19 protein-coding genes are annotated in these 24,904 nt (G+C 71.3%); 8 read left to right on the top strand and 11 right to left on the bottom strand.

Annotation, left to right across the window (positions count from 1 at the left end):
- Positions 1-110 precede the first annotated feature (110 nt).
- Positions 111-866, top strand: coding sequence for an SDR family NAD(P)-dependent oxidoreductase (locus OHB04_RS24740; RefSeq protein WP_326809514.1), 756 nt, complete (start codon positions 111-113; stop codon positions 864-866).
- A gap of 105 nt (positions 867-971) precedes the next feature.
- Here the strand turns inward: OHB04_RS24740 and OHB04_RS24735 are convergent, their stop codons facing one another.
- The 4 genes from OHB04_RS24735 to galT all read right to left on the bottom strand — a co-directional run bounded on the left by OHB04_RS24735 (position 972) and on the right by galT (position 5,240).
- Entirely contained in the window at positions 972-1,787 is an 816-nt protein-coding gene (locus OHB04_RS24735) for a response regulator transcription factor (protein WP_326689849.1), read from the bottom strand.
- A 215-nt stretch (positions 1,788-2,002) separates the two neighbouring features.
- Positions 2,003-3,133, bottom strand: a complete 1,131-nt coding sequence (gene galK / locus OHB04_RS24730) for a galactokinase (protein ID WP_326689848.1) — start codon at positions 3,131-3,133, stop codon at positions 2,003-2,005.
- Entirely contained in the window at positions 3,130-4,107 is a 978-nt protein-coding gene (gene galE / locus OHB04_RS24725; protein WP_326689847.1) for a UDP-glucose 4-epimerase GalE, read from the bottom strand. The genes galK and galE overlap by 4 nt, the downstream gene beginning before the upstream one ends.
- On the bottom strand, positions 4,104-5,240 hold the full coding sequence (galT, locus tag OHB04_RS24720) for a galactose-1-phosphate uridylyltransferase (protein WP_326808330.1): 1,137 nt from the start codon (positions 5,238-5,240) through the stop codon (positions 4,104-4,106). The genes galE and galT overlap by 4 nt, the downstream gene beginning before the upstream one ends.
- A 527-nt stretch (positions 5,241-5,767) precedes the next feature.
- Here galT and OHB04_RS24715 point away from each other — a divergent pair.
- A complete protein-coding gene (locus OHB04_RS24715) occupies positions 5,768-7,438 on the top strand; it encodes a sodium:solute symporter family protein (RefSeq protein ID WP_326689845.1) in 1,671 nt (556 codons plus the stop codon).
- A gap of 23 nt (positions 7,439-7,461) precedes the next feature.
- Positions 7,462-7,803 carry a hypothetical protein gene (locus tag OHB04_RS24710; RefSeq protein WP_326689844.1) on the top strand — a complete coding sequence of 114 codons (342 nt, stop codon included), beginning with the start codon at positions 7,462-7,464 and terminating at the stop codon, positions 7,801-7,803.
- 18 nt (positions 7,804-7,821) lie between these two features.
- Here the strand turns inward: OHB04_RS24710 and OHB04_RS24705 are convergent, their stop codons facing one another.
- The 7 genes from OHB04_RS24705 to OHB04_RS24675 form a co-directional block, all read right to left on the bottom strand.
- Positions 7,822-8,505, bottom strand: coding sequence for a LuxR C-terminal-related transcriptional regulator (locus OHB04_RS24705; protein WP_326689843.1), 684 nt, complete (start codon positions 8,503-8,505; stop codon positions 7,822-7,824).
- A 398-nt stretch (positions 8,506-8,903) separates the two neighbouring features.
- Entirely contained in the window at positions 8,904-10,667 is a 1,764-nt protein-coding gene (locus OHB04_RS24700; protein WP_326689842.1) for an outer membrane protein assembly factor BamB family protein, read from the bottom strand.
- Positions 10,668-10,984: 317 nt separating this feature from the next.
- Positions 10,985-12,598, bottom strand: coding sequence for an outer membrane protein assembly factor BamB family protein (locus tag OHB04_RS24695; protein WP_326689841.1), 1,614 nt, complete (start codon positions 12,596-12,598; stop codon positions 10,985-10,987).
- 136 nt (positions 12,599-12,734) lie between these two features.
- A complete protein-coding gene (locus OHB04_RS24690) occupies positions 12,735-14,588 on the bottom strand; it encodes an ABC-F family ATP-binding cassette domain-containing protein (protein ID WP_326689840.1) in 1,854 nt (617 codons plus the stop codon).
- A gap of 153 nt (positions 14,589-14,741) precedes the next feature.
- Entirely contained in the window at positions 14,742-15,602 is an 861-nt protein-coding gene (locus tag OHB04_RS24685; RefSeq protein ID WP_326689839.1) for a DMT family transporter, read from the bottom strand.
- 239 nt (positions 15,603-15,841) lie between these two features.
- Complete coding sequence (locus tag OHB04_RS24680) at positions 15,842-17,482, bottom strand: penicillin-binding transpeptidase domain-containing protein (RefSeq protein ID WP_326689838.1); 1,641 nt, start codon at positions 17,480-17,482, stop codon at positions 15,842-15,844.
- A 330-nt stretch (positions 17,483-17,812) separates the two neighbouring features.
- Positions 17,813-19,567 (bottom strand): dolichyl-phosphate-mannose--protein mannosyltransferase, encoded by a 1,755-nt coding sequence (locus tag OHB04_RS24675; protein WP_326808329.1) that lies wholly within the window; start codon positions 19,565-19,567, stop codon positions 17,813-17,815.
- A gap of 60 nt (positions 19,568-19,627) precedes the next feature.
- Between OHB04_RS24675 and rsmI the strand changes: the two genes are divergently transcribed.
- From rsmI to rsmA, 5 genes are all read left to right on the top strand, one after another.
- Positions 19,628-20,476, top strand: coding sequence for a 16S rRNA (cytidine(1402)-2'-O)-methyltransferase (gene rsmI, locus OHB04_RS24670; protein WP_326808328.1), 849 nt, complete (start codon positions 19,628-19,630; stop codon positions 20,474-20,476).
- A 247-nt stretch (positions 20,477-20,723) separates the two neighbouring features.
- Positions 20,724-21,011, top strand: a complete 288-nt coding sequence (locus tag OHB04_RS24665; protein WP_326689835.1) for a hypothetical protein — start codon at positions 20,724-20,726, stop codon at positions 21,009-21,011.
- A gap of 126 nt (positions 21,012-21,137) precedes the next feature.
- Positions 21,138-22,091, top strand: a complete 954-nt coding sequence (locus OHB04_RS24660; protein WP_405804020.1) for a TatD family hydrolase — start codon at positions 21,138-21,140, stop codon at positions 22,089-22,091.
- 137 nt (positions 22,092-22,228) lie between these two features.
- Positions 22,229-23,800, top strand: coding sequence for a ubiquitin-like domain-containing protein (locus OHB04_RS24655; protein ID WP_326809513.1), 1,572 nt, complete (start codon positions 22,229-22,231; stop codon positions 23,798-23,800).
- Between the two features lie 152 nt (positions 23,801-23,952).
- Entirely contained in the window at positions 23,953-24,876 is a 924-nt protein-coding gene (gene rsmA / locus OHB04_RS24650) for a 16S rRNA (adenine(1518)-N(6)/adenine(1519)-N(6))-dimethyltransferase RsmA (protein ID WP_326692881.1), read from the top strand.
- Positions 24,877-24,904 lie beyond the last annotated feature (28 nt).

The following is a 24,904-nucleotide window of genomic DNA, read 5'->3' as shown; positions in this document are numbered from 1 at the left end:
GGCCTGAGCTTCGCCGACACCTCGGCCTGAGCCTCGCCGGCCTCCCGGCCTGAGCGTCCCGAGCGCTCTACCCGCGTGCCCGTCTCCCCCGTACCATCGCGCGCATGACCATGGGCGCACGCTTCGAGGGACGTACGGTCCTCGTCACCGGCGGTGGTGCCGGGATAGGCGCCGCCACCGCACACCGGCTGGCGGACGAGGGAGCCGCGGTGGTCATCCTCGACAACGAGGAGGCGGGAGCCCACCGCACGGCACGGGAGATCACCGCGTCCGGCGGGCGCGCCGCCTTCGTACTCGGGGACGTCACCGACGAGCCCGCCTGGGAGCGCGCCGTGCGCACGGCGCGCGAGGGCTTCGGACCTGTGGACGGGCTGGTCAGCAACGCGGCCTTCGTCCGCCACGGCCCCGCCGACTCGATCACCCTGGGCGAGTGGGAGGCCCAGCTCGGGGTCAACCTGACCGGCGCGTTCCTCGGAGTCCGGGCCTGCATCGCGGACCTGCGCGAGCAGCAGGGCGCGATCGTGCTGACCTCCTCCGTACAGGCGCTCGTCGGGCTGCCGGGCCGCCCGGCCTACGCGGCGACCAAGGCGGGCCTGGCCGGGCTCGGCCGCCAGCTCGCCGTCGACTACGGCCCGCACGTGCGGGTCAACTCGGTCCTGCCGGGCCCGATCATGACGCGGGCCTGGGACGAGCTTCCGGAGGAGGAGCGCAGGCAGACCGCGCAGGAGACCGTCGTCGGCAGGCATGGGCGCCCCGACGAGGTCGCGGCCACGGTCGCCTTCCTGCTCTCCGACGACGCCTCGTTCATCACCGGCAGCAGCCTGGTCGTGGACGGCGGCTGGAGCGTCTACAAGCAGTCTTCCTGACCGGGCACGGACACCGGCGCGGGCACGGACACCTGCGCGGGCATGGACGCGGGCACGGGAACGGGCACTTGACTCCCGGCTCCCGTCAGGTCAGCCGGCTCCGACTCAGCGGGCTCCCGCGGTCTCCAGCTCGGCGGGGCCCACCCCCGCACGGCGGGCTAACGCGACGGCGGCCAGCGTGGAGTGGACGCCGAGCTTGCCCAGCACGTTCTGCATATGCGTCCGCACCGTGTGCGGGGACAGATACAGCCGCTCCGCCACGGCCTTGCGGCCCAGCCCCGCGACCATGCACCGCAGGACCTCCCGCTCGCGCGGGGTCAGCGACTCCACGAGCCGCTCGCTCTCGGTGCGGTGCTTGCGGGTGGCGGTCAGCTCCTTGAGCACGCCGGTCAGCAGCGCGGGCGGCAGATGCGTCTCGTCCTTGAGGACCCCGCGGATGACCTGGAGGAGGCGGGAGAGGGAGCAGTCCTTGGCGACCCAGCCGCCCGCGCCCGCCTGGAGGGCCGCCGCCGCGTGCCGGGGGTCGTCGCGCTCGGCGAGGACGACGGTGCGCACCTGCGGGTAGTCGGCGCGGACGCGCGCCACCAGGGGCAGGCCCCCGGTGGGGTCGACGGCGGCAGCCGGCGCCGCGTCCTCCAGCGCGCCGGCCGGCTTGCCGGAGCCCAGCGCCTCACCGTTCACGCTGCCGGCGGACGGCGGGCCGACAGCGACCGGTGCGTGCAGGGGCGCGCCCAGATCGGCGTCGACCAGCAGGACATCGAAGCGGCGCCCTTCGGCGGCGCCGCGCTCAAGATGGCGCATCGCCGCGGCGCCGCTCCCCGCGGCGCCCACTTCGACGTCCTGTTCCGCCGCGAGCGCGGCGGCCAAGGACTCGGCGAAAATTCGGTGATCGTCGACCACCAGCACGCGAATTCGTTGCATGGCACCCCCTGGCAAAGCGGGTACGTCGCCCGGCGCGGGTCACACAGCCACACGACCACTGTCGTGTTGGCTGCTTACCCCGCCCCCGGGCGACGTACCCGGCTGTCTCGCCCCCTGATCAGCACCGGCCCCCACCGGTGCTGTGCGTCACATTCAGAGTACGGCTGGGGTCTGTCAAGGGAAGGCAAATGGCGAAACTCTTTTGACGCAGCGTCTCAGACTCGTCGCGCTCCGGCGCCTGGCGTCGCCTCGAACAGGTGCGGCGGCAGGTAATCCGCCGCCTCGAAAGCCGAGTTCAGGGCCTCTTCGACGTCCTTGAGCCGCGATTCGTCCAGCAGGACGATCGCCGAGCCGCCGAAGCCGCCGCCGGTCATCCTGGCGCCCAGCGCCCCGGCCTCGTCGGCCGTCGCGACGGCCAGGTCGAGTTCGGGGCTGGAGACCTGGAAGTCGTCGCGCAGGGAGACGTGGCCCTCGGTCAGCACGGGCCCGACGGCGCGGGTCTCCCCGGCGTCCAGCAGCGCGATGACGCGCTCGACCCGCTGGTCCTCGGTGACCACATGCCGCACGTAGCGGCGCACGACCGGATCCTCGACGCGCTCCAGCGCGCCGGGCAGATCGGCGTAGGGGATGTCGCGCAGCGCGGGCACACCCAGCGTGCGCGCCCCCTCCTCGCAGCCGGCGCGGCGCTCGGCGTACGCGCCGTCGCCGAGCGCGTGCTTGACGCGGGTGTCCACCACGAGCAGCCGCAGCCCCTGGGAGGCCAGGTCGAAGGGGACCTGGCGCTGGGTGAGGTCGCGGGTGTCGAGGTGGAGGGCGTGGCCCTCGGTGCAGCAGGCGGAGGCCATCTGGTCCATGATCCCGCTGGGGACGCCCACGAACCCGTTCTCGGCGCGCTGGCTCAGCCGGGCCATCCGCTCGGGGCTCAGGCCCAGTCCGTACAGGCCATCCAGCGCGCTCGCCGTGGCGACCTCCAGCGCCGCCGAGGAGGAGAGCCCGGCGCCGACGGGGACGGTGGAGGTGAAGTGCAGGTCGGCGCCGCTGACGGGGAGGCCCGCCTCGCGCATCGCCCATACGACACCCGCCGGGTACGCGGCCCAGTTGCCCTCGGGCGCGCCCGGTGCCAGCTCCTCGGTCCTGAGCTGGACCACGCCCTCCTCGACGTCGGCCGAGTGCAGCCGCAGCACTCCGTCGTCGCGGCGTGCGGCCTCCACCCGGCAGGTGTGCGGGAGTGCGAGGGGCATGACGAACCCCTCGTTGTAGTCGGTGTGTTCACCGATGAGGTTGACGCGGCCCGGGGCCTCCCAGGTGCCCTCGGGCTCGGTGCCGTAGATCTCGCGGAAGCTCATCGGGCACCCGCCGTCTGTGCGAAGCGCCAGGCGTCCTCGACGATGCCGGAGAGCGCGTCGCGCTCGGGCCGCCAGCCCAGCCGCTGCCGGGCGCGCTCGGCGGAGGCCACCAGCACGGCCGGGTCGCCGCCCCGGCGCGGGGCGACGGTCTCGGGCACGGGGTGCCCGGTGACCTTGCGGACGGTCTCGATGACCTCGCGGACGGAGAAGCCGTTGCCGTTGCCGAGGTTGCAGATCAGGTGCTCGCCGGGGGTGGCGGCCTCCAGGGCGAGCAGGTGGGCACGGGCGAGGTCGGCGACGTGGATGTAGTCGCGTACGCAGGTGCCGTCGGGGGTGGGGTAGTCGTCCCCGTAGACGGAGATGGCCTCGCGCCTGCCCTGGGCGACCTGGAGGACGAGCGGGATCAGGTGCGACTCCGGATCGTGGCGCTCGCCGTAGGCGCTCCCGTCGGCGGCGAAGTAGGCGCCGGCGACGTTGAAGTAGCGCAGGGAGGCCGCGGCCAGCCCGTGGGCCGCGCACTCGCCGCCGAGCATGTGGTCGACGGCGAGCTTGGAGGCGCCGTAGGGGCTGGTGGGCGCGGTGGGGTCGGTCTCGGTGATGGGGGTGCGCTCGGGCTCGCCGTAGACGGCGGCCGTGGAGGAGAAGACGAGCTTGCGCACCCCGGCCTCGCGCATGGCGGCGAGCAGCTCGATGGTGCCGCCGACGTTGTTGCGCCAGTACTTCTCCGGATGCTCCACGGATTCGCCGACCTTGGAGTGCGCGGCGAAGTGCAGCACCCCGTCGTAGGAGCTGTCCAGGACGCGGCCCGCGTCCTGGATGCGCCCGTCGACGAACTCCGCGCCGCCGGGCACACCCTCGGCGAAGCCGGTGTCGAGGTCGTCGAGCACGGTCACCGTGTGCCCGGCCTCCAGCAGGTGCGCCGCCACGACGCTGCCGACATATCCGGCGCCGCCGGTCACCAGGTACTTGCTCATGGGGTTGCCACCTCTCGCAGTCGTTCTGCCGCGGTCTCCGGCGGCACGTCGTTGATGAACACGTTCATGCCGGACTCGGAACCCGCGAGGAACTTCAGCTTGCCTGGAGCACGTCGGATGGTGAAAAGCTCCAGATGCAGCGCGAACTCCTCCCGCGGGGCGCGCCCGGTCCGCTGGTCGCGTACGAAGGGCGCCTGGTGCCAGGCGGCGATGTAGGGAGTGCGCGGCTCGCCCGCGCCGAAGAGCCGGTCGAAGCGGCGCAGCAGCTCCAGGTAGATGCCGGGGAATTCCGCGCGTGCCTCCTCACCCAGTGCGAGCAGGTCGGGCACCCGCGACTTGGGGTACAGGTGCACCTCGTAGGGCCAGTGCGCGGCGTAGGGCACGAACGCGGTCCAGTGCTCGCCGTCGATCACGACCCGCTCGCCGGCGGCGAGTTCGGCGGCGACCAGGTCGTCGAAGAGGTTGTCGCCGCCGGGGCCCGAGCCGTACGCGGCCAAAGAGCGCAGCATCCGGTCGGTGCGTGGGGTGGTGAACGGATAGCCGTAGATCTGGCCGTGCGGGTGGGAGAGGGTCACCCCGATCTCCTCGCCCCGGTTCTCGAAGCAGTACACCTGCTCGACACCGGGCTCCTGGGACAGGTCGGCCGTGCGGTCGGTCCACACGTCCAGGACGAGCCGGGCCTGCTCCTCGGTGAGGTCGGCGAAGGAGGCGTTGTGGTCGGAGGTGAAGCTGACGACCTCGCAGCGCCCGGCGCCGGGCGCGTGCCCGAAGAGCCCGGCGGCTTGCCTGTCGCATCCGCTCTCCTCCTTGCCGGGGGCGCCCCGGAAGGAGGGGAAGCGGTTCTCGAACACCGCGACGTCGTAGTCGGGTTCCGGGATCTCGCTCAGCCGCCCCTCGCGAGAGGGGCACAGCGGGCACTCGTCGGCCGGCGGGTGGTAGGTGCGGGCGTTGCGGTGGGCCGTTATGCCGACCCACTCGTCCAGCAGCGGGTCGTGGCGGATCTCCGAGTGCGCTCCCGTGGAGGGCAGGGGGCGCTCGTCAACAGCGGTGCGGGCGCCCTTGTCGGCGGCAGCGCGAAGGTCGTAGTAGATGATCTCGCGGCCGTCGGCAAGACGGTTTGAGGTCTTCCTCACTCGGGTGCTCCTCGCAGGGTCTTGCCGGCCGTGACGACTGAGCCGGCCTTGGTCTTCCCGGCCGGGGGTCCGGGGGTTGCTCCCGGGAGAACACAGCACTCGGGTGCTCCTCGCAGGGTCTTGCCGGCCGTGACGACTGAGCCGGCCTTGGTCTTCCGGCCGGGGGTCCGGGGGTTGCCCCCGGGAGAACACAGCACTCGGGTGCTCCTCGCAGAGTCTTTCCGCCCATGACGACTGAGCCGGTCTTTCACTGAGGGGTCCGGGGCCCCGGGAACGCAGCGCCGGGTGGGCTCCTCACTCCTGGAGCTCAACATAATCACACACAAAAAATCACGAGCCAACAGACGAGACGCTGCCGCAGGAATCGCGATCCTAAAGCCACAAGCGCGACATCTTGGGCATATTACCGGCGATGGCAACCCGTAATCATCACAATCAAACAAACTCCAGCAACATGTCCTTTCAGAACATGAACGATTGCGGGTAGCTTTCCGACCGTTCCGATCGCGCAATGAAGCGAGTGACCCATGTTGCACCTGGCCGAAGGGCTACGGCTCCCCACCAACGGACTCGATTACACAATCCTTGGCATCTACTTCGCGGTCGTGCTCGGGATCGGCTTCGCCGCCCGGCGCAGCGTGAAGACCAGTCTCGACTTCTTCCTCTCCGGCCGGTCCCTCCCCGCGTGGATCACTGGTCTGGCCTTCGTCGCCGCCAACCTCGGCGCCACCGAGATCCTGGGCATGGCCGCCAACGGCGCCCAGTACGGCGCCTACACCGTGCACTGGTACTGGATCGGCGCCGTGCCCGCCATGGTCTTCCTCGGCCTGGTGATGATGCCGTTCTACTACGGCTCGAAGGTCCGGTCGGTCCCCGAGTTCCTGCTGCACCGCTTCGGACCCTCCTCCCACCTGCTCAGCTCGGTCATCTTCGCCGTCTCCGCCGTACTGATCGCGGGCGTGAACCTCTACGCGCTCGCCATCGTCCTGGAGGCGCTGCTGGGCTGGCAGTTGTGGGTCTCGATCGTGGTCGCGGGCCTGTTCGTGCTCGCCTACATCACCCTCGGCGGCCTCTCCTCGGCGATCTACACCGAGGTGCTCCAGTTCTTCGTGATCCTGGCGGCCCTCATCCCGCTGACCATCGTCGGCCTCAAGCGGGTCGGCGGCTGGGGCGGCATGAGCGACAGCCTCACCGGCAAGCACGGCGGCTCCTTCATGACCGCGTGGGAGGGCACCGGCATCGGCGACTCCAACCCGCTGGGCGCCAACTGGCTGACGATCGTGCTCGGGCTGGGCTTCGTGATGAGCTTCGGCTACTGGACGACGAACTTCGCCGAGGTCCAGCGCGCCCTGTCGGCCAAGAACCTCTCCGCCGCCAAGCGCACCCCGCTGATCGCCGCCTTCCCCAAGATCCTCATCCCGGCGGTCGTGGTCGTGCCCGGCCTGATCGCGCTGGTGATGGAGCCGACCCTGGGCAAGCCGGGCAGCGGCCTGGACTACAACCACGCCATCCCCGTGCTGATGCGCGACCTGCTGCCCAACGGCGTGCTGGGCATCGCCGTCACCGGTCTGCTCGCCGCGTTCATGGCGGGCATGGCGGCGAACATCTCCTCCTTCAACACCGTCTTCACCAACGACATCTGGGCGGCGTATCTGAAGAAGGACCAGCCGGACGCCCACTATGTGAAGACGGCCCGCGTGGTCACCGTCATCGGCGTGCTGATCGGCATGGGGACCGCTTTCATCGCTTCCTCGTTCAGCAACATCATGAACTACCTCCAGACGCTGTTCTCCTTCTTCAACGTCCCGCTGTTCGTGGTCTTCATCATCGGCATGTTCTGGAAGCGGACCACCCCGGCGGCCGGCTTCTGGGGTCTGCTGTCCGGCACCGTCGCGGCGATGGTCAACTACTTCTGGTTCTACAAGCAGGGCATCATCTCGATCCCCAGCGACCAGGGAGCCAACTTCGTCTCCTCGATCGTGGCCTTCGTCGTCGGCGCCGTCGTGATGGTCGTCGTCACGATGATCACCAAGCCCAAACCGGTCGAGCAGCTGGCCGGACTGGTCTACGGCACGGTCTCGCCCGGCCTCCAGGAGCCGCCCGCCGAGGGCGACGACGCGTGGTACCGCAAGCCGGCCCTGCTGGGCTGGGGTGCCATCGTCCTGGCCGCCATCTGCTACATCCCCTTCTCCTTCTGAACAGCGAAGGAAGCTGAAGCGCTATGAGCGACAAGAACAACCCGCAAGAGAGCGAGTCCGCGGCCCAGCGGATGGCCCGCGAGGTCGAGGACCTGGAGCGGCGCTCCAACACCGCAGCCCGCCTGTTCGACGTACGCCGCATCATCGGCGGCCTGTTCGTGGTCTACGGCGTGATCATCACGATCGCGGGGATCTTCGCCTCCGACGCGGACCTGAAGAAGGCACAGGACATCAACATCAACCTGTGGACCGGCATCGCCATGCTGATCCTCGGCCTGGCCTTCCTTCTGTGGCTGCGGCTGAGCCCGACGATCCCGCCCCCGGCACCGGAGGAAGCGGAGGCGGAAGCGGGCGCCCGGGAGTGAACCGCCGCCGGGGGTGCGCTACTCGCGCGCGCCCCCGGCCCCCGCCGCGCGATCCAGCAGCCCCGTACGGGCGGCCAGCGCGGCGGCCTCCAGCCGCGACCCGACGCCCAGCTTCATGAGCACGCGCTGCACATGGGTGCGCGCGGTGCTCGGGGCGATTCCCATACCCGCGGCTATGAGCCGGGTGTCCTCCCCCTCCGCGACCCGCACGAGCACCTCCACCTCGCGCGGCGTCAGCATCTGCAACAGCCGCGCTCCCTCGTCGTCCGGCTCGGCGGCCGGGTTGAGCAGTTCGGCGAAGGACTGCTGGAGAAGCTGCGGCGCGACCGCCGCCTCCCCGGCGCGGGCCTTGACCATGGCCCGCTCCACCCCCTCGATCCGCTCGTCGTGCCGCACATAGCCGGAAGCGCCCGCCGCGAAGGCGGCGGCGATGCCGCGCGGGCTGGGCACCGGCCCGAGCACGACCACCGCGATCTGCGGCTTCTCCCTCTTGATCCGCACCACCGGGTCGAAGGCGCCCGGCTCCGCCGGTGTCGCCGTCCCCAGCAGGCACACCTCGGGTGCCCTGCTGATCACCAGCTCGGCGGCCCCGCCACTGGGTGCGGCAGCAGCCAGCACGCGATGGCCCCGCAGCTTGAGCGCCGAGGCAAGGGCCTCGGCGAGCAGCCGATGGTCGTCGACCACCATGAGCCGTACGCTCATAGAAGCTCCCCCCACACACACGCCTTGAGGGCCGGCACCCCCCAGGCGCAACCCCTCTCCTGCTCCGGGAAGCTACACGCTCACTCGCCGTTCCGCGCCCCTTACGAGGCGAAATCCCCAAGGGAGGGCCGGAACGCGCCACCCGGGAACGGAACTCACCCTCCGGAAGGCGCATTCGACCCGTCCGGAAACGGCACTCGGCCCGCCACGGGGGTCCGTGGCGGGCCGATTTCGTGCGGGCCCCGAAGGGGCGCGGGGCAGCGTCAGATGCGGCTCCGCCGCGTGGGCGCGCTCAACCGGGGGTACCTCCCTGCTCGAAGAGCTTGGGGGAGCGCCCGCGGACAAACGACGGCAGCTCCCCGGCACTTCCCGCACTTCACCGCACCCCGCGCGGAGCGCTACTCCGCGCCGAAGCCGACGGCGAGCCTCGGAATCTCCTCCTGGCTGGCCCTGCGCTCGGAGATCAGCTTGTCGTCGAGGAAGAGCCTGTTGTGCTCGAAGATGATCTGCGTGTCCACCGAGTAGGTGTCCACGGAGAACGCCTGCTCGCCCTTTCCGATGTCGGAGACGGGCATCTGGAGGAGCTTCGTCTGCTTGCCCCCCTTCGGCTCGATCGTGACGACCTGGCCGCCGGAGTCGTAGGAGGGCGGCTTGTAGCCGAGGACGTTCTGGCCCTGCATCTTGAAGGGGACGATCGTCCGCTTCTCGCCGGCCGCGGCCTTCCACTTGGTCTTGCCGGTGTTGAAGTCGAAGGCCATGATCTCGTTGGTGTCGCCGTACTCGGACGCGCCCGGGTGCTCGGCCGTGGACAGGTAGACCGTGTCGGGGCCGACCGCCATGCCGTAGCAGCCGTCGACCTCCAGCTCGCAGGGCTTGTTGTAGCGCTTGCCCAGGGAGATCTTGGCCTTCAGCTTCTTGTCGTCGCCGACGGTGAGGACGTCGCTGGCCAGTTCGTCACCCGCGCCGGCGACCAGCACCATCGGGTCGGTGGAGGCCACCCGGACGTTCTTGATGCCCTTGGGGGGCTCGTACTTCCACTTCGCCTTGCCGGTGTTCGGGTCCAGCTTCTGGACCGAGACCTCCGGGTTGTCCAGGTCGTTGCCGCACTCGACGACCACGACCAGCGACTTGCCGCCCTGGTAGCCGGTGTCCCGGCAGTTGCTGGGCTGGGCCTCCCACAGCTTCTTCTTGGTCGAGATCTTGTAGCCGACCGAGCCGCCGATCCACGCCGAGGCCACCGTGTCCCCGCTGATGGCGACGTTCTCGTTGCTGCGGGTGTCGGAGTTGGGCATCGTCTTGTCCCAGGCGACAGCCTTCTTGTCCAGGTCGACGATCACCATGCGGGTGCAGTCCGCGCTGTTGGAGATGGTCTCCTGCACGACGACGGCCACCTTGTGGTCCTTCGTCATGCCGTTGGAGGCCGCGCACACGTTGCCCTTGAGCGGGATCTTGGACTGCTGCTTGGTCTTCAGGTCCTGGACGATGATGTTCCGGACCGAGGACTTGGCGTACACCTTGTCCGTCGCCCAGGCGCCCGTGACGGTCGTGACGTCGTTGACCTCCGGCGCCTTCATGTCGACGATCTGCTTGCCACTGGTGTTCTTGGGCTTGGCGTTGGGGTCGGCCTGGGAGGACTTCTTGTCGTCCTTCTTGGCCTCGTCCTCCTTGCCGTCGTCCTTCGTCAGGAAGAAGACGCCGAGGCCGGCCACCAGCACCACCGCGACCACGGCGGCGACGATCCCGATGACCTTGGAGTTGTTCCCGCCGCCACCGCCGCCGGGCACCGGGCCCGCCGCGTTGCCGTACGGGTAGGCGCCGGGCTGCTGCTGCCCGTAGGGGCCGCCGGGCGGCGAGGGCGGCTGGACGGCGCCGAAAGCGGTCTGGGTGGGGGCCTGCGGCGCCGGCGTCTGCGGGTAGCCGTACCCGGGCTGCTGCTGGCCCTGCGGGTATCCGTACCCGGCCGGGGGCTGCTGCTGGCCGTAGGGTCCGGGCGGCGGGGTGCCGGGAGCGGGCGGGGGCGTGCCGGGGGCCTGCGGGGGCGGAGGCGGCGTCTGGCCCGGCTGCGCGGGGTACCCGTAGGACGGCTGGCCCTGGGGCGGTTCCTGCGGGGCGCCGTAGCCTCCGGATGGCGGCTGGCTAGGCGGCGGAGGAGGCTGCGACATGAACGATCCCTCGGTATGGGCAGACCGGACGCCCTGACCCTCAAACCCCCGTAGGGTCGAGCGAATCGGACATATGGCCTGCCAATGGCAGACAACTGAGCGGAAGTTCTTTCTACCATCGGACACGAACGAACCCGGTCCCGGTTCCCGCCGGGTCACCAAGTCGAAGCCGGACCGGAACCGCCGCGCGCCTCTCGGCGGCCCCGGACCGGAACCCGACCGGCCCCGGACCCCCGGTGAGCACTCCTCCACGCTCCTGGTCCAGCCCTCGGACCAGAGCTCGGCTCGGTCCTGAGCTCTGGTCCTGAGCTCGGTCCTCAGCGCGGCCCGAACGCCATGACGAAAGCCCCGCCCGTGTCGCCCTTGCCGTTCAGCAGGCCCTCCTGGAGGAAGAGTCGGCCGCGGTCGTAGAGCACCGTCGGGCTCCAGCCGCTGCTCGGCAAGAGGAAGTCGTCCTGTGCCTTGGCCGTCTCGTCCGGCAGCTTGAGCAGCCCGTGCTGCTTCCCGTTGGCCGGATCCAGGCTGACGACCTCGCCGCCCTTGTCGAAGGTGGGCGGCAGATAGGCCACCGGCTTGTCGCCCTCGATCGCGATGGGGTAGATCTCGCGCCCGTCGGCCACGCTCGACTTCCACTTGGTCTTGCCGGTGTGGAAGTCGAAGGCCATGACGTCGTTGGTCTCGCCGATGGCCGAGTCCGAGCCGGGCCGTCGCTCGGTGGCGATGAACACCTGGTCGTCGGTCGCCAGGACGTGGAAGCACGCTTCGCTGCCTATGCCGCCGAACCCGCAGCCGGGCTCGTAGCGCTTGCCGAGGCTGATGGTGGCCGCGATCTTCCCCTGGTCGTCGACGGTCATGATCTCCGACGCCGAGGAGTCATCGGTACCGAGCACCAGCACCACCGGGTCGGTGTCGACGATCCGCACGTCCCGCGCGCCTTCGATCTCCCTGGGCAGCTTGACGTCCCAGGTGGACTGGCCGGTCTTGGGGTCGAGCCGGTTGACGCTCAGCGCGCGGCCCTCGCCGCACTCCAGGACGGTCATCAGCTTCGCGCCGCCGCCGTATCTGCCGTGCTCGCAGGTCTCGCCGGTCTCCTTGCTCTTCCACAGCGGCGGACCGCCCTTGATGTTGTAGGCGACATAGCCGCCGTTCCAGGAGATGGCGACGGTGTCCTCGGCGACGGTCAGGTTCGTCATGCCGCCGCCGAAGATCTGCTCGCCCTTGGGGATCGGCTTGCTCCACACCTTGTCGCCCGTGTCGACGTCGAAGACGGCGACGGTGTTGCAGCCGCCGCTGCCCTTCTCGTAGGCGACGGCCGTGAGGTGGGCGCTGGTCATGTGCGGCGAGGCGGCACACACCGGGCCGTCCAGGGGGAGGCGCCACGCTTCCTTGCCACTGGTGACGGTGTGCCCCGCGACGGCGTTGATCGTGGACTTCGCGTAGATCTTCCCGGTGGCCCAGCTGCCGTCCGCGATCTGGGTGTCCTTGACGTGGGTCTCGGGCGGGTCCAGCTTGAACAGCTGCTTGGCGGGCTTGCCCCCGGCCACGGCGCCGCCGCCCTTGCCTCCGCCTCCGCCGCCGTTGTCGTCGTCACCGCTGAACATCCATATGCCGCCCGCCACCAGCACGACGGCGACAACGGCGGCGATGATGCCCAGGACCCGGGTGTTGGGGCCCTGGCCGCCACCGCCCCCGCTGCCTCCGCTGCCGCCGGGCGCCTGCGGGGGCGGGCCGTAGGGGGGCTGCCCGTACGAGGGTTGCCCGTAGGGCCCGGGTCCATACGGTCCTGGGCCGTACGGACCCGGGGGCGGGGACTGCGGGGGCGGAGCCTGGGGCGGCGGGGGCGGGAAACCGCCACCCTGGGGGCCCGGCGGCTGGTTCGGCGGCGGGCCTGGGGGCTGGTTCGGCGGCGGTGGGGGCGGAGGCTGCGACATGGGATCCCCTGGGGGTGGGAGAGGGCGGGCCAGGCGCCCGCTGCTGAACCTCCACAGGGTCAACCGAACCGGACATGCAGACCGCCATCGAACGAGTTCCGTGCGGCTCTTTCTACCACCGGCCCCCGCTGTCCTCTCAGGCCCCGTCCGCCTCGGCCAGCTCCAGCCAGCGCAGCTCCAACTCCTCCCGGCGCCCGCGCACCTCGCGCAGTTCGGCGTCCAGTTCGGCCACCCGCTCGAAGTCCGTGGCGTGCTCGGCCATTTGGGAGTGCAGCCCGGCCTCGCGCTGCTCGGCCTTCTCCAACTGGCGCTCGATGCGCTGCATCTCCTTCTGCGCGGCCCGCGACAGCGAGGAGCCCGAGGCCGGCGAAGAGGGAGCGGAGGGGGCGGACGACGAGGCCGAGGCCGACGGCGACGCCGCGCGCGCCGGGGCCTGCTCGCGGGCCGCCACCCGCGCCCTGCGCTCCAGATACTCGTCGATGCCGCGCGGCAGCATCCGCAGCGTGGCGTCGCCCAGCAGCGCGTAGGCCTGGTCGGTGGTGCGCTCCACGAAGTACCGGTCGTGCGAGATGACCACCAGCGATCCGGCCCAGCCGTCCAGCAGGTCCTCCAGCTGGGTCAGGGTCTCGATGTCCAGGTCGTTGGTGGGCTCGTCCAGGAACAGCACGTTCGGCTCGTCCATCAGCAGCCGCAGGATCTGTAGCCGCCGCCGCTCACCGCCCGACAGGTCGCCGACCGGCGTCCACTGCTTCTCCTTGACGAAGCCGAACTTCTCGCACAGCTGTGAGGCCGTCATCTCGCGCCCCTTGCCCAGGTCGACCCGCGAGCGCACGGCCTCGACCGCCTCCAGCACGCGCAGCGTCGGCTTCAGTTCGGCGACCTCCTGCGAGAGGTAGGCGAGCTTCACCGTCTTGCCGACCTTGACGCGTCCGGCGGTCACCAGCGGTGAGGCCACCTCGCCGCCGGTGCGCGCGGTATCGGCCAGGGCCCGCAGCAGCGAGGTCTTGCCCGCGCCGTTGACCCCGACGAGGGCGACGCGGTCACCCGGACCGAGCTGCCACGTCAGGTGCTTGAGCAAGTCCTTCGTACCGGCCCGTACTGTCACGTCCTCCAGGTCGAAGACGGTCTTGCCCAGGCGCGAGTTGGCGAACGCCATCAGCTCGGCGGTGTCGCGCGGCGGCGGCTCGCCCTCGATCAGCTCGTTCGCCGCCTCGATACGGAAGCGCGGCTTGCTCGTCCGCGCCGGGGCGCCGCGCCGCAGCCAGGCCAGCTCCTTGCGCATGAGGTTCTGCCGCTTGGACTCCTCCTGCGCTGCGATGCGCTCGCGCTCGGCGCGCGCGAAGACGTAGTCGGAGTAGCCGCCCTCGTACTCGTGCACCGCGCCGCGCTGCACGTCCCACATCCGGGTCGCCACCTGGTCCAGGAACCAGCGGTCGTGCGTCACGCACACCAGCGCCGAGCGGCGGGTGCGCAGATGACCGGCGAGCCAGGAGATCCCCTCGACGTCGAGGTGGTTGGTCGGCTCGTCCAGCACGATCAGGTCCTGCTCGCCGATCAGCAGCTTGGCCAGCGCGATACGGCGGCGCTCCCCTCCGGAGAGGGGGCCGATCACGGTGTCCAGGCCCTGCGGGAAGCCGGGCAGCTCCAGGCCGCCGAACAGCCCGGTGAGCACGTCGCGGATCTTGGCGTTGCCCGCCCACTCGTGGTCGGCCATGTCGCCGATGACCTCGTGCCGGACGGTCGCCGTCGGGTCGAGCGCGTCGTGCTGGGCCAGCACCGCCAGGCGCAGGCCGCCCGCGTGCGTCACCCGGCCCTTGTCCGGCTCCTCCAGGCGGGACAGGACCTGGATGAGCGTGGTCTTGCCGTCGCCGTTCCGGCCCACGACGCCGATCCTGTCGCCTTCGCTGACGCCGAGCGAGACGGCGTCGAGAAGAGCGCGGGTGCCGTGCACCTTGTCGACGGCTTCCAGATTGACGAGATTGACAGCCATCTCACTCCTGTAGGGGGCAGCCTCCCAGGGTAGCCCCGTGCGGAGGGGCCCGTTTCCCACGGGGTTCCCCCGGGCTCCCAGGCGTTCCCGGGCGGGCTCCCCACGGGACGGCTCCGCGCCGTGCGGCGGGCCTCGGCTGCCGTGCGGCGGGGCTCAGCCGCCGTGGAGCATCAGCGCGATGCCCCCGACCATGAGCACCGAGGCCGCCGTACGCGGCCAGCCGAAGCGCTCCTTGAAGAAGAGCGCGCCTATGGCGGCCCCCGCGATGATCGAGGACTCCCGCAGCGCCGCCACCGGCGCGAGCGGCGCGCGGGTCTGCGCCCACAGCACGAGCCCGTAGGCCACCACCGACAGCGCGCCCCCCAGCAGGCCCCGCACGGCGATGGGCCGCAGCTGGGCCACCAGCTCACCGCGCCGGGTGGCGAGCGCGTAGCCGGGAATGGCGAGCCCCTCCAGGATCATCAGCCACGCGATGTAGCCGAGCGGGGTGCCCGAGGCCCGTACGCCCACTCCGTCCACGACGGTGTACGAGGCGATGGCGAGCCCGGTGCACACGGCGGCGATCAGCGCGGGCGCCTGCGAGGGCCCGCCGCTCTCCCGCCGTCCGCGCAGCCCCCACAGCGCGACGCCCACGAGCCCGGCGGAGCTCAGCAGCACGCCCGCGAGCTGCCAGACGTCGGGCATCTCGTGCACGAAGACGGCGGCCAGCACGGTGACGACGAGCGGCGCCGTACCCCGCGCGATCGGATACATCTGCCCGAACTCCCCCATCTGGAAGGAGCGCATGAGCAGCATCTGGTAGACGATGTGCAGCACCACAGAGGCCAGCAGCGCGGGCCAGGCCCCGGCGGCGGGCAGGGGCGCGAAGCAGGCCAGGAGCGCCCCGCAGAGGGTGCCGCCGCCCCCGACGAGGGTGAAGGCGAGCAGTTGGTCCCGTATGCCGTGCGCGACGGCGTTCCAGCTCGCGTGGGTGAGCGCCGCGACCAGGACCGCGGCGACGACTATGGGGGTCACCGGGCACCGGAGGCGGTCGCCTCCCGCATCTCCACGAGGGTGCCGCCGTCGGGCCCGGGAGCGACGGGGGCTTCCGCGAAGCGGGGGCGGGCGGTGGTGGGTTGTGTCATGAACGGGACGCTACCGCCCGGTGAACCCGTGGGGCTGTGCCCCTGCTCACGCTCCCGTTCGGGCGATCGCGTCGGGGGCGCCTCCCGGCCGAAGCCGGGAGACGCCCCCGAAAGGAGCGAGAAGCGGGCTCAGCCCGCGGCGTCGAGCACCTTGCGGACGACCGGGCCCGCGTTGTCGGCGCCGTGACCCGACGCCGGGACGACAGCCGCCGAGGCGAGATCACCGTGGTACGCGGTGAACCAGGCGTTCGGCTTCTTCTGGCCGTCGACCTCCGCCGAGCCGGTCTTGGCGCCGAAGTCGCCGCTGAGCCCCTTCATGGCCTCGACCGCGGTGCCGCTGATCGACGTGGTCTTCATCAGGGACTTGAGGTCCTTGTTGACCTGCGGCTTCATCGTGCGCGAGGCCTTGGCCAGCTTGCGGTCGTCCAGCGAGGCGGGCACGAGCACCGGCTGCTTGAAGCTGCCGCTCTGCACCGTCGCGGAAACGGACGCCATGGTGAGCGGGTTCATCCGCACGGCCCCCTGGCCGATGAGCGAGGCCCCCATCTGCGCGCCGGACTGCACCGGCACACTGCCGTCGAACGTGCCCATGCCGGACTTCCAGTTCAGGCCGATGCCGAAGACGTCCCGCGCCTCCTTGGTGAGGTCGTCGTTCTTCAGCTTGGGGGCCTGGGAGATGAACGCGGTGTTGCAGGAGCGCGCGAAGCTCTGCGAGAAGGTGCCGCCCTTGATGTCGAACTTGTCGTCGTTCTGGAACTTGAAGCCGCCGTGCGTGAAGTACTTCGGGCACGGGTGCGCCCTGCCGGGCGAGGCCAGGCCCTTGTCCAGCAGCATCGCGCCGGTGATCACCTTCATGGTGGAGCCGGGGGCGAGGGAGCCTTGCAGCGCGCTGTTGAAGCCGCTCGACGGGGAGTTGGCGATGGCGAGGATCTCGCCGGTGCTGGGCTTGACGGCGACGACCGACGCCTTCGGCTTGCCGCGCACGGCTGCCTCGGCCGCCGTCTGCACCTTGCTGTCGATGGTGGTCTTCAGCTCGCCGGGGGTCGGCTTGGACAACTGGCGCAGTATCGCCTGGTTCTTGCCCTTGGCGTCGACGATGCGGGTCTGCACACCGGAGGAGCCGTCGGTCTTGTCGCCGTAGCGCTTGCCCACGTCGGCCATGACGCCGGCCAGCGAGGGGTGGTCGGCCTTGCTGATCGGGGTGCCGTCGCGGTCGACCGCCTTGATGGGCGGGGTGCCCGACTGGTCGGTCTTGATGGTCTGCCCGGCCTTGAGCTTGGGGTGCAGCACGGAGGGCTTCCAGTCGACGACCGGCTCGCCGGTCTTCTTGTCGCGCACGATCTCCATCGAGGAGGCGTAGGACAGGGCGGAGCTCTTCTGCTTGTAGGCGATCCGAGCGGTGAGGGCGAAGGGCACCTTCTCGCCCTCGGCGGCGTGCGGGGTGAGGGCGACCTTTTTCATGTGGCCCTTGGAACGGAAGCCGGCGAGGGCCTTGGCCGCGGCGTCGGCGTCGTCCGTGAGGCGGGCGGCCTTCTTCGTGTCGCCGCCGGACCAGGCGCCGAGGAACTGCTTGCCGGCCGTGCGGACTTCGGCCGCGCTGAGCGGGCCCTTCTTGATCTGGCTCGGCGCCTTGCCCTCCCCGGCCGCGGTGACGCTGCCGTCGCCCTTGTCGTCGTCGCTGCCGACGAGGGCGTAGACGCCGACGCCGGTGAGCCCGACGACGACGGCGGCCACCCCGCCGATCACGGCCATCTTCTGAGAGTCGCGCATCCGAATTCTGCCCCTCCACCCCGCCTCGCCCGATGCGGGCCGAGGTCCTGTTGCGAGGCACCCTAGAGCACGACCCTGATGACCCGTGTCCCGGTATGCCCGTTGAGCCCCCTTTTCCGGAGATGAGGAATCCAGGATTCACCGGTTTTGGGGGTTTGAGCCCAGGAGTGGAACCGCTCGGGTGCGGTAGCCGGACTCCTGTGGCTTAAGGGGCAGACGAACCGCGCGGTACGAACGGTTCCAGAATCCGGCTTTGTGTCCGAAACGCGATCTTGAGGGCCGGTGGGAGCGGGGCGCCGCGCCTCGAATCCCGGTGGCGGACCCGGGCCTTCAGATCCAGGTGTCGAACCACATCCGGTGCCGCCACTCGGACATCGGGATCGTCTGGCCGGTGTAAATGGGCCAGAAATAGATGAAGTTCCACACGATGAGCAGCCCGACGACCCCCACCGCGACCACGCCCACCATGCGCCGTCTGTCGCTGGAGCCCGGTGGCCCGGCGAGCGCTCCGGCCGCCATCGCCAGGGCGAGACATACGAACGGGAGGAACACCACGGCGTAGAACAGGAAGATGGTCCGCTCCTGGTACATGAACCAGGGCAGATAGCCCGCCGCCACCCCGCACAGGATCCCGCCGGCGCGCCAGTCGCGGCGGAAGAACCAGCGGTAGAGGACGTAGAGCAGCGCCAGACAGCCGACCCACCACAGCAACGGGGTGCCCAGCGCGAGCACTTCGCGCGCGCAGCCCTCGGCCTGGTCGGTGCAGCCGTCCTTGCCCACCTTGGGCGACTCGTAGAAGTAGGAGACGGGACGGCCCAGGACCAGCCAGCTCCACGGGTTGGACTGGTAGGTGTGCCCCGAGGTGAGGTTGACGTGGAACTCGTAGACCTCGTGCTCGTAGTGCCACAGGCTGCGCAGCGGTCCCGGCAGCCAGGCGGCCCAGGAGCCCGCGGCGCCCTGTTTGTCCGCCCAGTCCCTGAAGTAGCCGCCGGAGGTGGCGAACCAGCCGCTCCAGGACGCCACATAGGTGCCGAGCGCCACGATCGGCAAGGAGACGAAGGCGGGCAGCGCGTCCTTGCGGAGCACGGCGACGAAGGGGCGTGCGGCTCCGGCGGTACGGCGTGCGCCCATGTCCCACAAGACGGTGAGGATGCCGAAGGCGGCCAGCATGTACAGGCCGTTCCACTTGGTGGCGAAGCCCAGGCCCAGGCACAGCCCGGCCAGCAGCCGCCAGGGGCGCCAGCCCAGTCCGGCGCGGTCCCCGACGAGGGCGTCGGTCAGCACGTCGCCGGTGCCGGGCCCCGCTTCGGTGTCCCGGCGGGGCAGTCTGGCGGCCAGCCGGGCGCGGGTCTTGTCGCGGTCCACGAGCAGAGCGCCGAAGGCCGCCAGCACCCAGAACATCAACGCCAGGTCCAGCAGCGCCGTGCGGCTCATCACGAAGTGCAGCCCGTCGACGGCCATCAGACCGCCCGCCAGGCAGCCCAGCGCCGTCGAACGGAAGAGCCGGCGGCCGATACGGCACAGCATCAGCACCGACAGGGTGCCGAGCACGGCCATCATGAACCGCCAGCCGAAGGGGTGCAGCCCGAACAGCCCCTCGCCGAGCGCGATGATCCACTTTCCGACGGGCGGGTGGACGACGTACGAGCCCCGCTCGGACAGGGGGATGTGCTGCGGGTCGGCGAGGATCCGGTCGTTGGCCTTGTCCGGCCAGGTGCCCTCGTATCCCTGGTGGAGCAGCGACCAGGCGTCCTTGGCGTAGTACGTCTCATCGAATATCACGGCGTGCGGCGAACCCAGTTGCCAGAAGCGCAGCACCCCGGCGACCAGCGCGACCAGCAGGGGCCCGCCCCACGCGGCCCAGCGGGCGAGCCGCGCCGCCGTCTCGGGGCCCAGCCCGAAGACCGCCGCCAGACGGGGCTCCGGCTTGGGGAAGGGCGGTACGAGCCGCTCCCGCAGGCCCGGGCGGCGCCTGGGCGCATACCCGAACCGACGCAGGCGGACCTGCCATGTGGGCAGGCTGTCTGGGCCGCCTTGCGGTTGCCGGGCGTCCACCACGGTGTCACTGGTCGTCACGCGGGACATCGTAGGGATAGCGGGGGGCGCCGTGCGCGGACGCCCGGCCGCCGCTGCGAGGATGGGCGGGTGACTGGAACGCTCGTTTTGGCCGGGACACCCATCGGCGACCCCTCCGACGCCCCGCCGCGGCTCGCGGCCGAACTGGCCGCGGCGGACCTCGTCGCGGCCGAGGACACGCGTCGGCTGCGCCGTCTGACGCAGGCGCTGGGCGTCGAGCCCCCGGGCCGGATCGTGTCGTACTTCGAGGGCAACGAGTCGGCGCGCACCCCGGAGCTGGCCGAGGCGCTGGCGGGCGGCGCGCGCGTGGTGCTGGTGACCGACGCGGGCATGCCGTCCGTCTCGGACCCCGGCTACCGGCTGGTGGCCGCCGCCGTGGAGCGCGGGGTGCGGGTCACGGCGGTGCCGGGGCCCTCGGCGGTGCTGACGGCTCTAGCGGTCTCCGGGCTGCCCGTGGACCGCTTCTGCTTCGAGGGCTTCTTGCCGCGCAAACAGGGCGAGCGCCTCAGCAGGCTGCGCGAGGCGGCCGGCGAGCGGCGCACGCTGGTGTACTTCGAGTCGCCGCACCGCCTGGAGGCCGCGCTGCTCGCGATGGCCGAGGCCTTCGGCCCGGGACGCGAGGCAGCGGTGTGCCGGGAGCTGACCAAGACCTACGAACAGGTCAAGCGCGGCCCTCTCCAGGAGCTGGCGGTGTGGGCCGCCGAGGGGGTGCGCGGCGAGATCACCGTCGTCGTGCGGGGCGCCGACGCGCCGGATCCGGGCGAGCTGGACGCGGCGGAGCTGGCGCGCCGGGTCGCGGTACGCGAGGAGGCGGGCGAGCGCCGCAAGGAGGCCATCGCGGAGGTCGCGCGGGAGGCGTCGGTGCCCAAGCGGGAGGTATTCGACGCCGTTGTAGCCGGAAAGAAAGCGAATTCTTAACGCCTTCTTGACGGGTGCGCATCCGGAGGGCTCGAGAGTATCCCGCCGGGCCCGGCCCGCGTATCTCCCGATCCAGTATCGGCCGGGTAAAGGAGTCACGCGAAAAGGCAAAGAGAAGGCCTCGCTGACGGCCTCCAGGTTGACGCCGGAACAAAATCTCCCTCAACAGCAGGGAACAGCTGCTGCGTTTCCCGTGGCGGAGGAGTCCACTGTCAGTGGGCGTCCTCGCCCAGGGAAAGGAGCTGCGATGAAGCACGACAGCGGCATGAGCACGAACGCCGGGACCACCCAGAACACGGTCCACGAGGCATATTCCTTCGCCTGCATGAAGTGCGGGCACGGGTGGGAGCAGGAATACGAGATAGCGCACCGCGAATATGCCGACGGCAAGCCGTTGGTCGTGTATTACGCGAACGGTGAACGCGTCCCCTCCCCCCTCACCAGGCCCACCTGTGACTATTGCGACGGGCACGCGGTGCGGATCATGCGCTCCGGCTCCGTCTCCACGGCGACGGCCGCCCTTCCGCACCACTGAATAACCGGCGCGGCGTTATGAGCGCGGTACGAGCGGGATACCGGGCGCCATACGAGGGCGCAGTGCAAAGGCGTCGCGCAAGGGGCGCGGCGTAACGGCTCCTGGCCGCGATTTATCATCGCGGGCATGCCGACTTCCGCGACCGAGGGGCCCGACGGGTCCCGCCAGCCCGACGAGCCCGCCAGGGCCGACAGGTCCGACGGGCCCGCCGAGCCCGAACGGCCCCACAGGCCGGAGCGGATCGAGCGGCGGGCGCGCGCCGAGGTGGCGCCCCCGCTGCCCGAGCCGCTCGCGGTGCCGGTCGCGGACTCCCACACCCATCTCGACATGCAGGAGCCCTCCGTCGCCGAGGCGCTGGCCGCGGCCTCCTCCGTGGGGGTGACGACGGTCGTCCAGGTCGGCTGCGACCTGGAGCGCTCGCGCTGGGCCGCGCAGGTGGCCGCCGACCACGAGAACGTGTGGGCGGCGGTCGCGCTGCACCCGAACGAGGCACCGCGGCTGGCCGCCGAGGGCGGCGCCGGTCTGCTGGACGAGGCGCTGGCCGGCATCGAGAAGCTCGCCGCGCTGCCCCAGGTGCTGGCCGTCGGCGAGAGCGGCCTGGACTACTTCCGCACCGGGCCCGAGGGCGTCGAGGCCCAGCAGCGCTCGTTCCGCGCGCACATCGAGCTGGCCAAGCGGCTGGACAAGGCGCTGGTCATCCACGACCGGGAGGCGCACGAGGACGTGCTGCGCGTCCTGGAGGAGGAAGGCGCGCCCGAACGGACCGTCTTCCACTGCTATTCGGGCGACGCGGAGATGGCACAACTGTGCGCGGCGAAGGGCTGGTTCATGTCCTTCGCGGGGAACGTCACGTTCAAGAACGCCCAGCCGCTGCGCGACGCGCTCTCGGTCGCGCCGCCGGAGCTGGTGCTCGTGGAGACCGACGCGCCGTTCCTGACGCCCGCGCCCTACCGCGGTCGGCCCAACGCGCCCTATCTGATTCCGGTCACGTTGCGCGCGATGGCCGAGACCAAGGGCATGACGGAGGAGTCGCTGGCCAGGCACGTGGCCGCCAACACGGCGCGCGCGTTCGGCTACTGAGGCTTCCGGCCACCGCGCCCCGCGCGCCGGGTAGCCGCCGCGACACAGCGTGGTCGACCGGCTTGGGAGAGTGACGAAAGCTCCGCTACAGTCCCCGCCCGGCGGGCCTGTCCTACAGGCTCACTCAGGCCGGACCGCTGGGAGTACGTGTGAGCCAGTCGCCGACGGCGCAACCCCCTTCACCCTCTTCGCCTTTTCCTTCGCAGGCCCCGTACGGGTATGAGCAGTACGGGTATGAGCCATACGGGTACGAGCCATACGGGTACGAGCCGCACGGGACTCATGGGGGCGGGACTTACGGAGACGGGACTTACGGGGGCGATACGCGCTACGACGTTCCCGTCACGTACGGGGAGGCCGCCACGTACGGGGGACCCGCCGCGTACGACGGATCCCCCACATATGGGGAACCCGCCGCGTACGGGGAGCCGGCGGCATATGGGGAGCCGGCCGCGTACGGGGAGCCCGGCGCGTACGGCAAGCCCGTGGCGTATGAGACCCCCGTGGTCGCGCAGCCCCCCGCGTGGGTGCCCGAGCAGCGCGGGGGGCGGGCCGCCGCGCGGCGGTCCCCGGGGCGGCGGGCCGCCGCGCGGCGGCGGCGCAGGAGGGGCGGGCAGGGCGACCTGCTGCGCAAACTGCTGCCCCAGGCGCTGGTGGTGGCGTTCCTCGCGGGCGGCACCTCGGCTTTTGTCGCCTACGACAAGGCTGTTGAGCTGGAGGTGGACGGCCAGCGGCGCACCCTGCACACCTTCGCGGGCGATGTGACGGAGCTGCTGGAGGACGAGGGCGTGCGGCTGGGCGGCCATGACACGGTGCTGCCGGGCAGGGCCGCGCGGCTGACCCACGGCGACGAGGTCGCCGTCCGCTACGGGCGCCCGCTCGCGCTCACCCTCGACGGGCACCGCCGCCAGGTGTGGGCGACGGCGGACACGGTGGGCGGCGCGCTGCGCGAGCTGGGGGTACGCGCCGAGGGCGCGCGGATCTCCACTCCGCGCTCCGCGCCGATCCCCCGCAGCGGCAGGCAGCTGGAGGTGTGGACGGAGCGGACCCTCACGTTCCTGGTCGACAGCCGTGAGCAGCAGGTGCGCACCAACGCGGCGACCGTCGGGGACGCGCTCGACGACGCCGGGATCGAGCTGCGCGACGAGGACACCGCCTCCGTGCCCCTCCCCAGCTTTCCGCGCGACGGGCAGACCATCACGGTCATGCGCATCACGGGCAGCGAGCAGACCCGCGAGGAGCGCATCCCCTTCCGCACGGTGCGCCGTGATGACCCGGACCTCCAGGAGGGCACGGAGGTCGTCGCGCGGCAGGGCAGGACGGGCCTGCGGAAGGTCACCTTCGAGCTGCGCACCGTCAACGGCGTCGAGCAGCACCCGCGCAGGACCGGCAGCGAGCTGATCCGCGCGCCGCAGACGCAGATCATCAAGGTCGGCACCAAGAAGCTGCCCGAGGCCGTGCGGGGCGCCGAGGGGCTCAACTGGCAGGACCTGGCGCAGTGCGAGTCCGGCGGCAGGCCCGGCGCGGTGGACTCGACGGGCACCTACGGAGGGCTGTACCAGTTCGACACCCACACCTGGCACAGCCTCGGCGGGAGCGGGCGCCCGCAGGACGCACCGGCCGGGGAGCAGACGCTGCGCGCGAAGAAGCTCTACGTGAAGCGGGGGGCGAGTCCGTGGCCGGTGTGCGGCCGTAAACTGTCGCGGTGAGCCCCGCCCCTTCCGAGCAACCTCCCGACCCACCTTCCGATCCGTCGTCCGATCTGTCCTCCGAGTCCCTTTCCGGGCCCTCCTCCGAGCTCCCTTCCGAGCTCCCTTCCGACCCCTCGGCCGCCGCCGGATCCGCCGGCACCGGTGCCCTTCTGGGACCCGCCGACGTCCGTGAGCTGGCCGGAGCCCTGGGGGTGCGCCCCACCAAGCAGCGCGGCCAGAACTTCGTCATCGACCCCAACACGGTGCGCAGGATCGTGCGCACGGCCGGGGTCCGGCCCGACGACGTCGTGCTGGAGATCGGTCCCGGGCTGGGCTCGCTCACACTGGCGCTGCTGGAGACCGCGGAGCGGGTGACCGCCGTGGAGATCGACGACGTCCTCGCCGCCGCGCTGCCCGCGACGGTCGAGGCCCGCGTGCCCGAGCGCGCCGGGCGGTTCTCACTCGTGCACGAGGACGCCCTCCGGGTGACGCGGCTGCCGGGGCAGGCGCCGACCGCGCTGGTGGCCAACCTCCCCTACAACGTGGCCGTTCCGGTGCTGCTGCACATGCTGGCGACGTTCCCCAGCATCGAGCGCACGCTGGTGATGGTGCAGTCGGAGGTCGCCGACCGGCTGGCGGCGCCGCCGGGCTCGAAGGTGTACGGCGTGCCCTCGGTGAAGGCCGCCTGGTACTGCGAGGTCAAGCGCGCCGGCGCCATCGGACGGAACGTCTTCTGGCCCGCGCCGAACGTCGACTCCGGGCTGGTCTCGCTGGTGCGCAGGCCCCGTCCGCCCGAGACCGGCGCGAGCCGCGAGGAGGTCTTCGCCGTCGTGGACGCGGCCTTCGCACAGCGGCGCAAGACGCTGCGCGCCGCGCTCGCCGGGTGGGCCGGGTCGGGCGCGGCGGCCGAGGAGGCGCTGCTCGCGGCGGGCGTCTCCCCCAAGGCGCGCGGCGAGTCGCTGACGGTCGCGGAGTTCGCCGCCATCGCCGAGCGGGGCCCGCGCCGCGCGGGCTCCCCGGAAGCCCAGGACCCGCGATCCGCGGCCCGGGCCCCGCGGTCCGCAGCCGCCGCACAGGAAGGTCACGCCCCGTGACGCAGCCCGCCGCACAGGAGGAGCACAC

The sequence above is a fragment of the Streptomyces sp. NBC_01775 genome, assembly GCF_035917675.1.
Classification (GTDB): domain Bacteria; phylum Actinomycetota; class Actinomycetes; order Streptomycetales; family Streptomycetaceae; genus Streptomyces.
The sequence above is the reverse complement of the archived record's forward strand: the minus strand, read 5'-3'. Positions and strand labels throughout refer to the sequence as shown.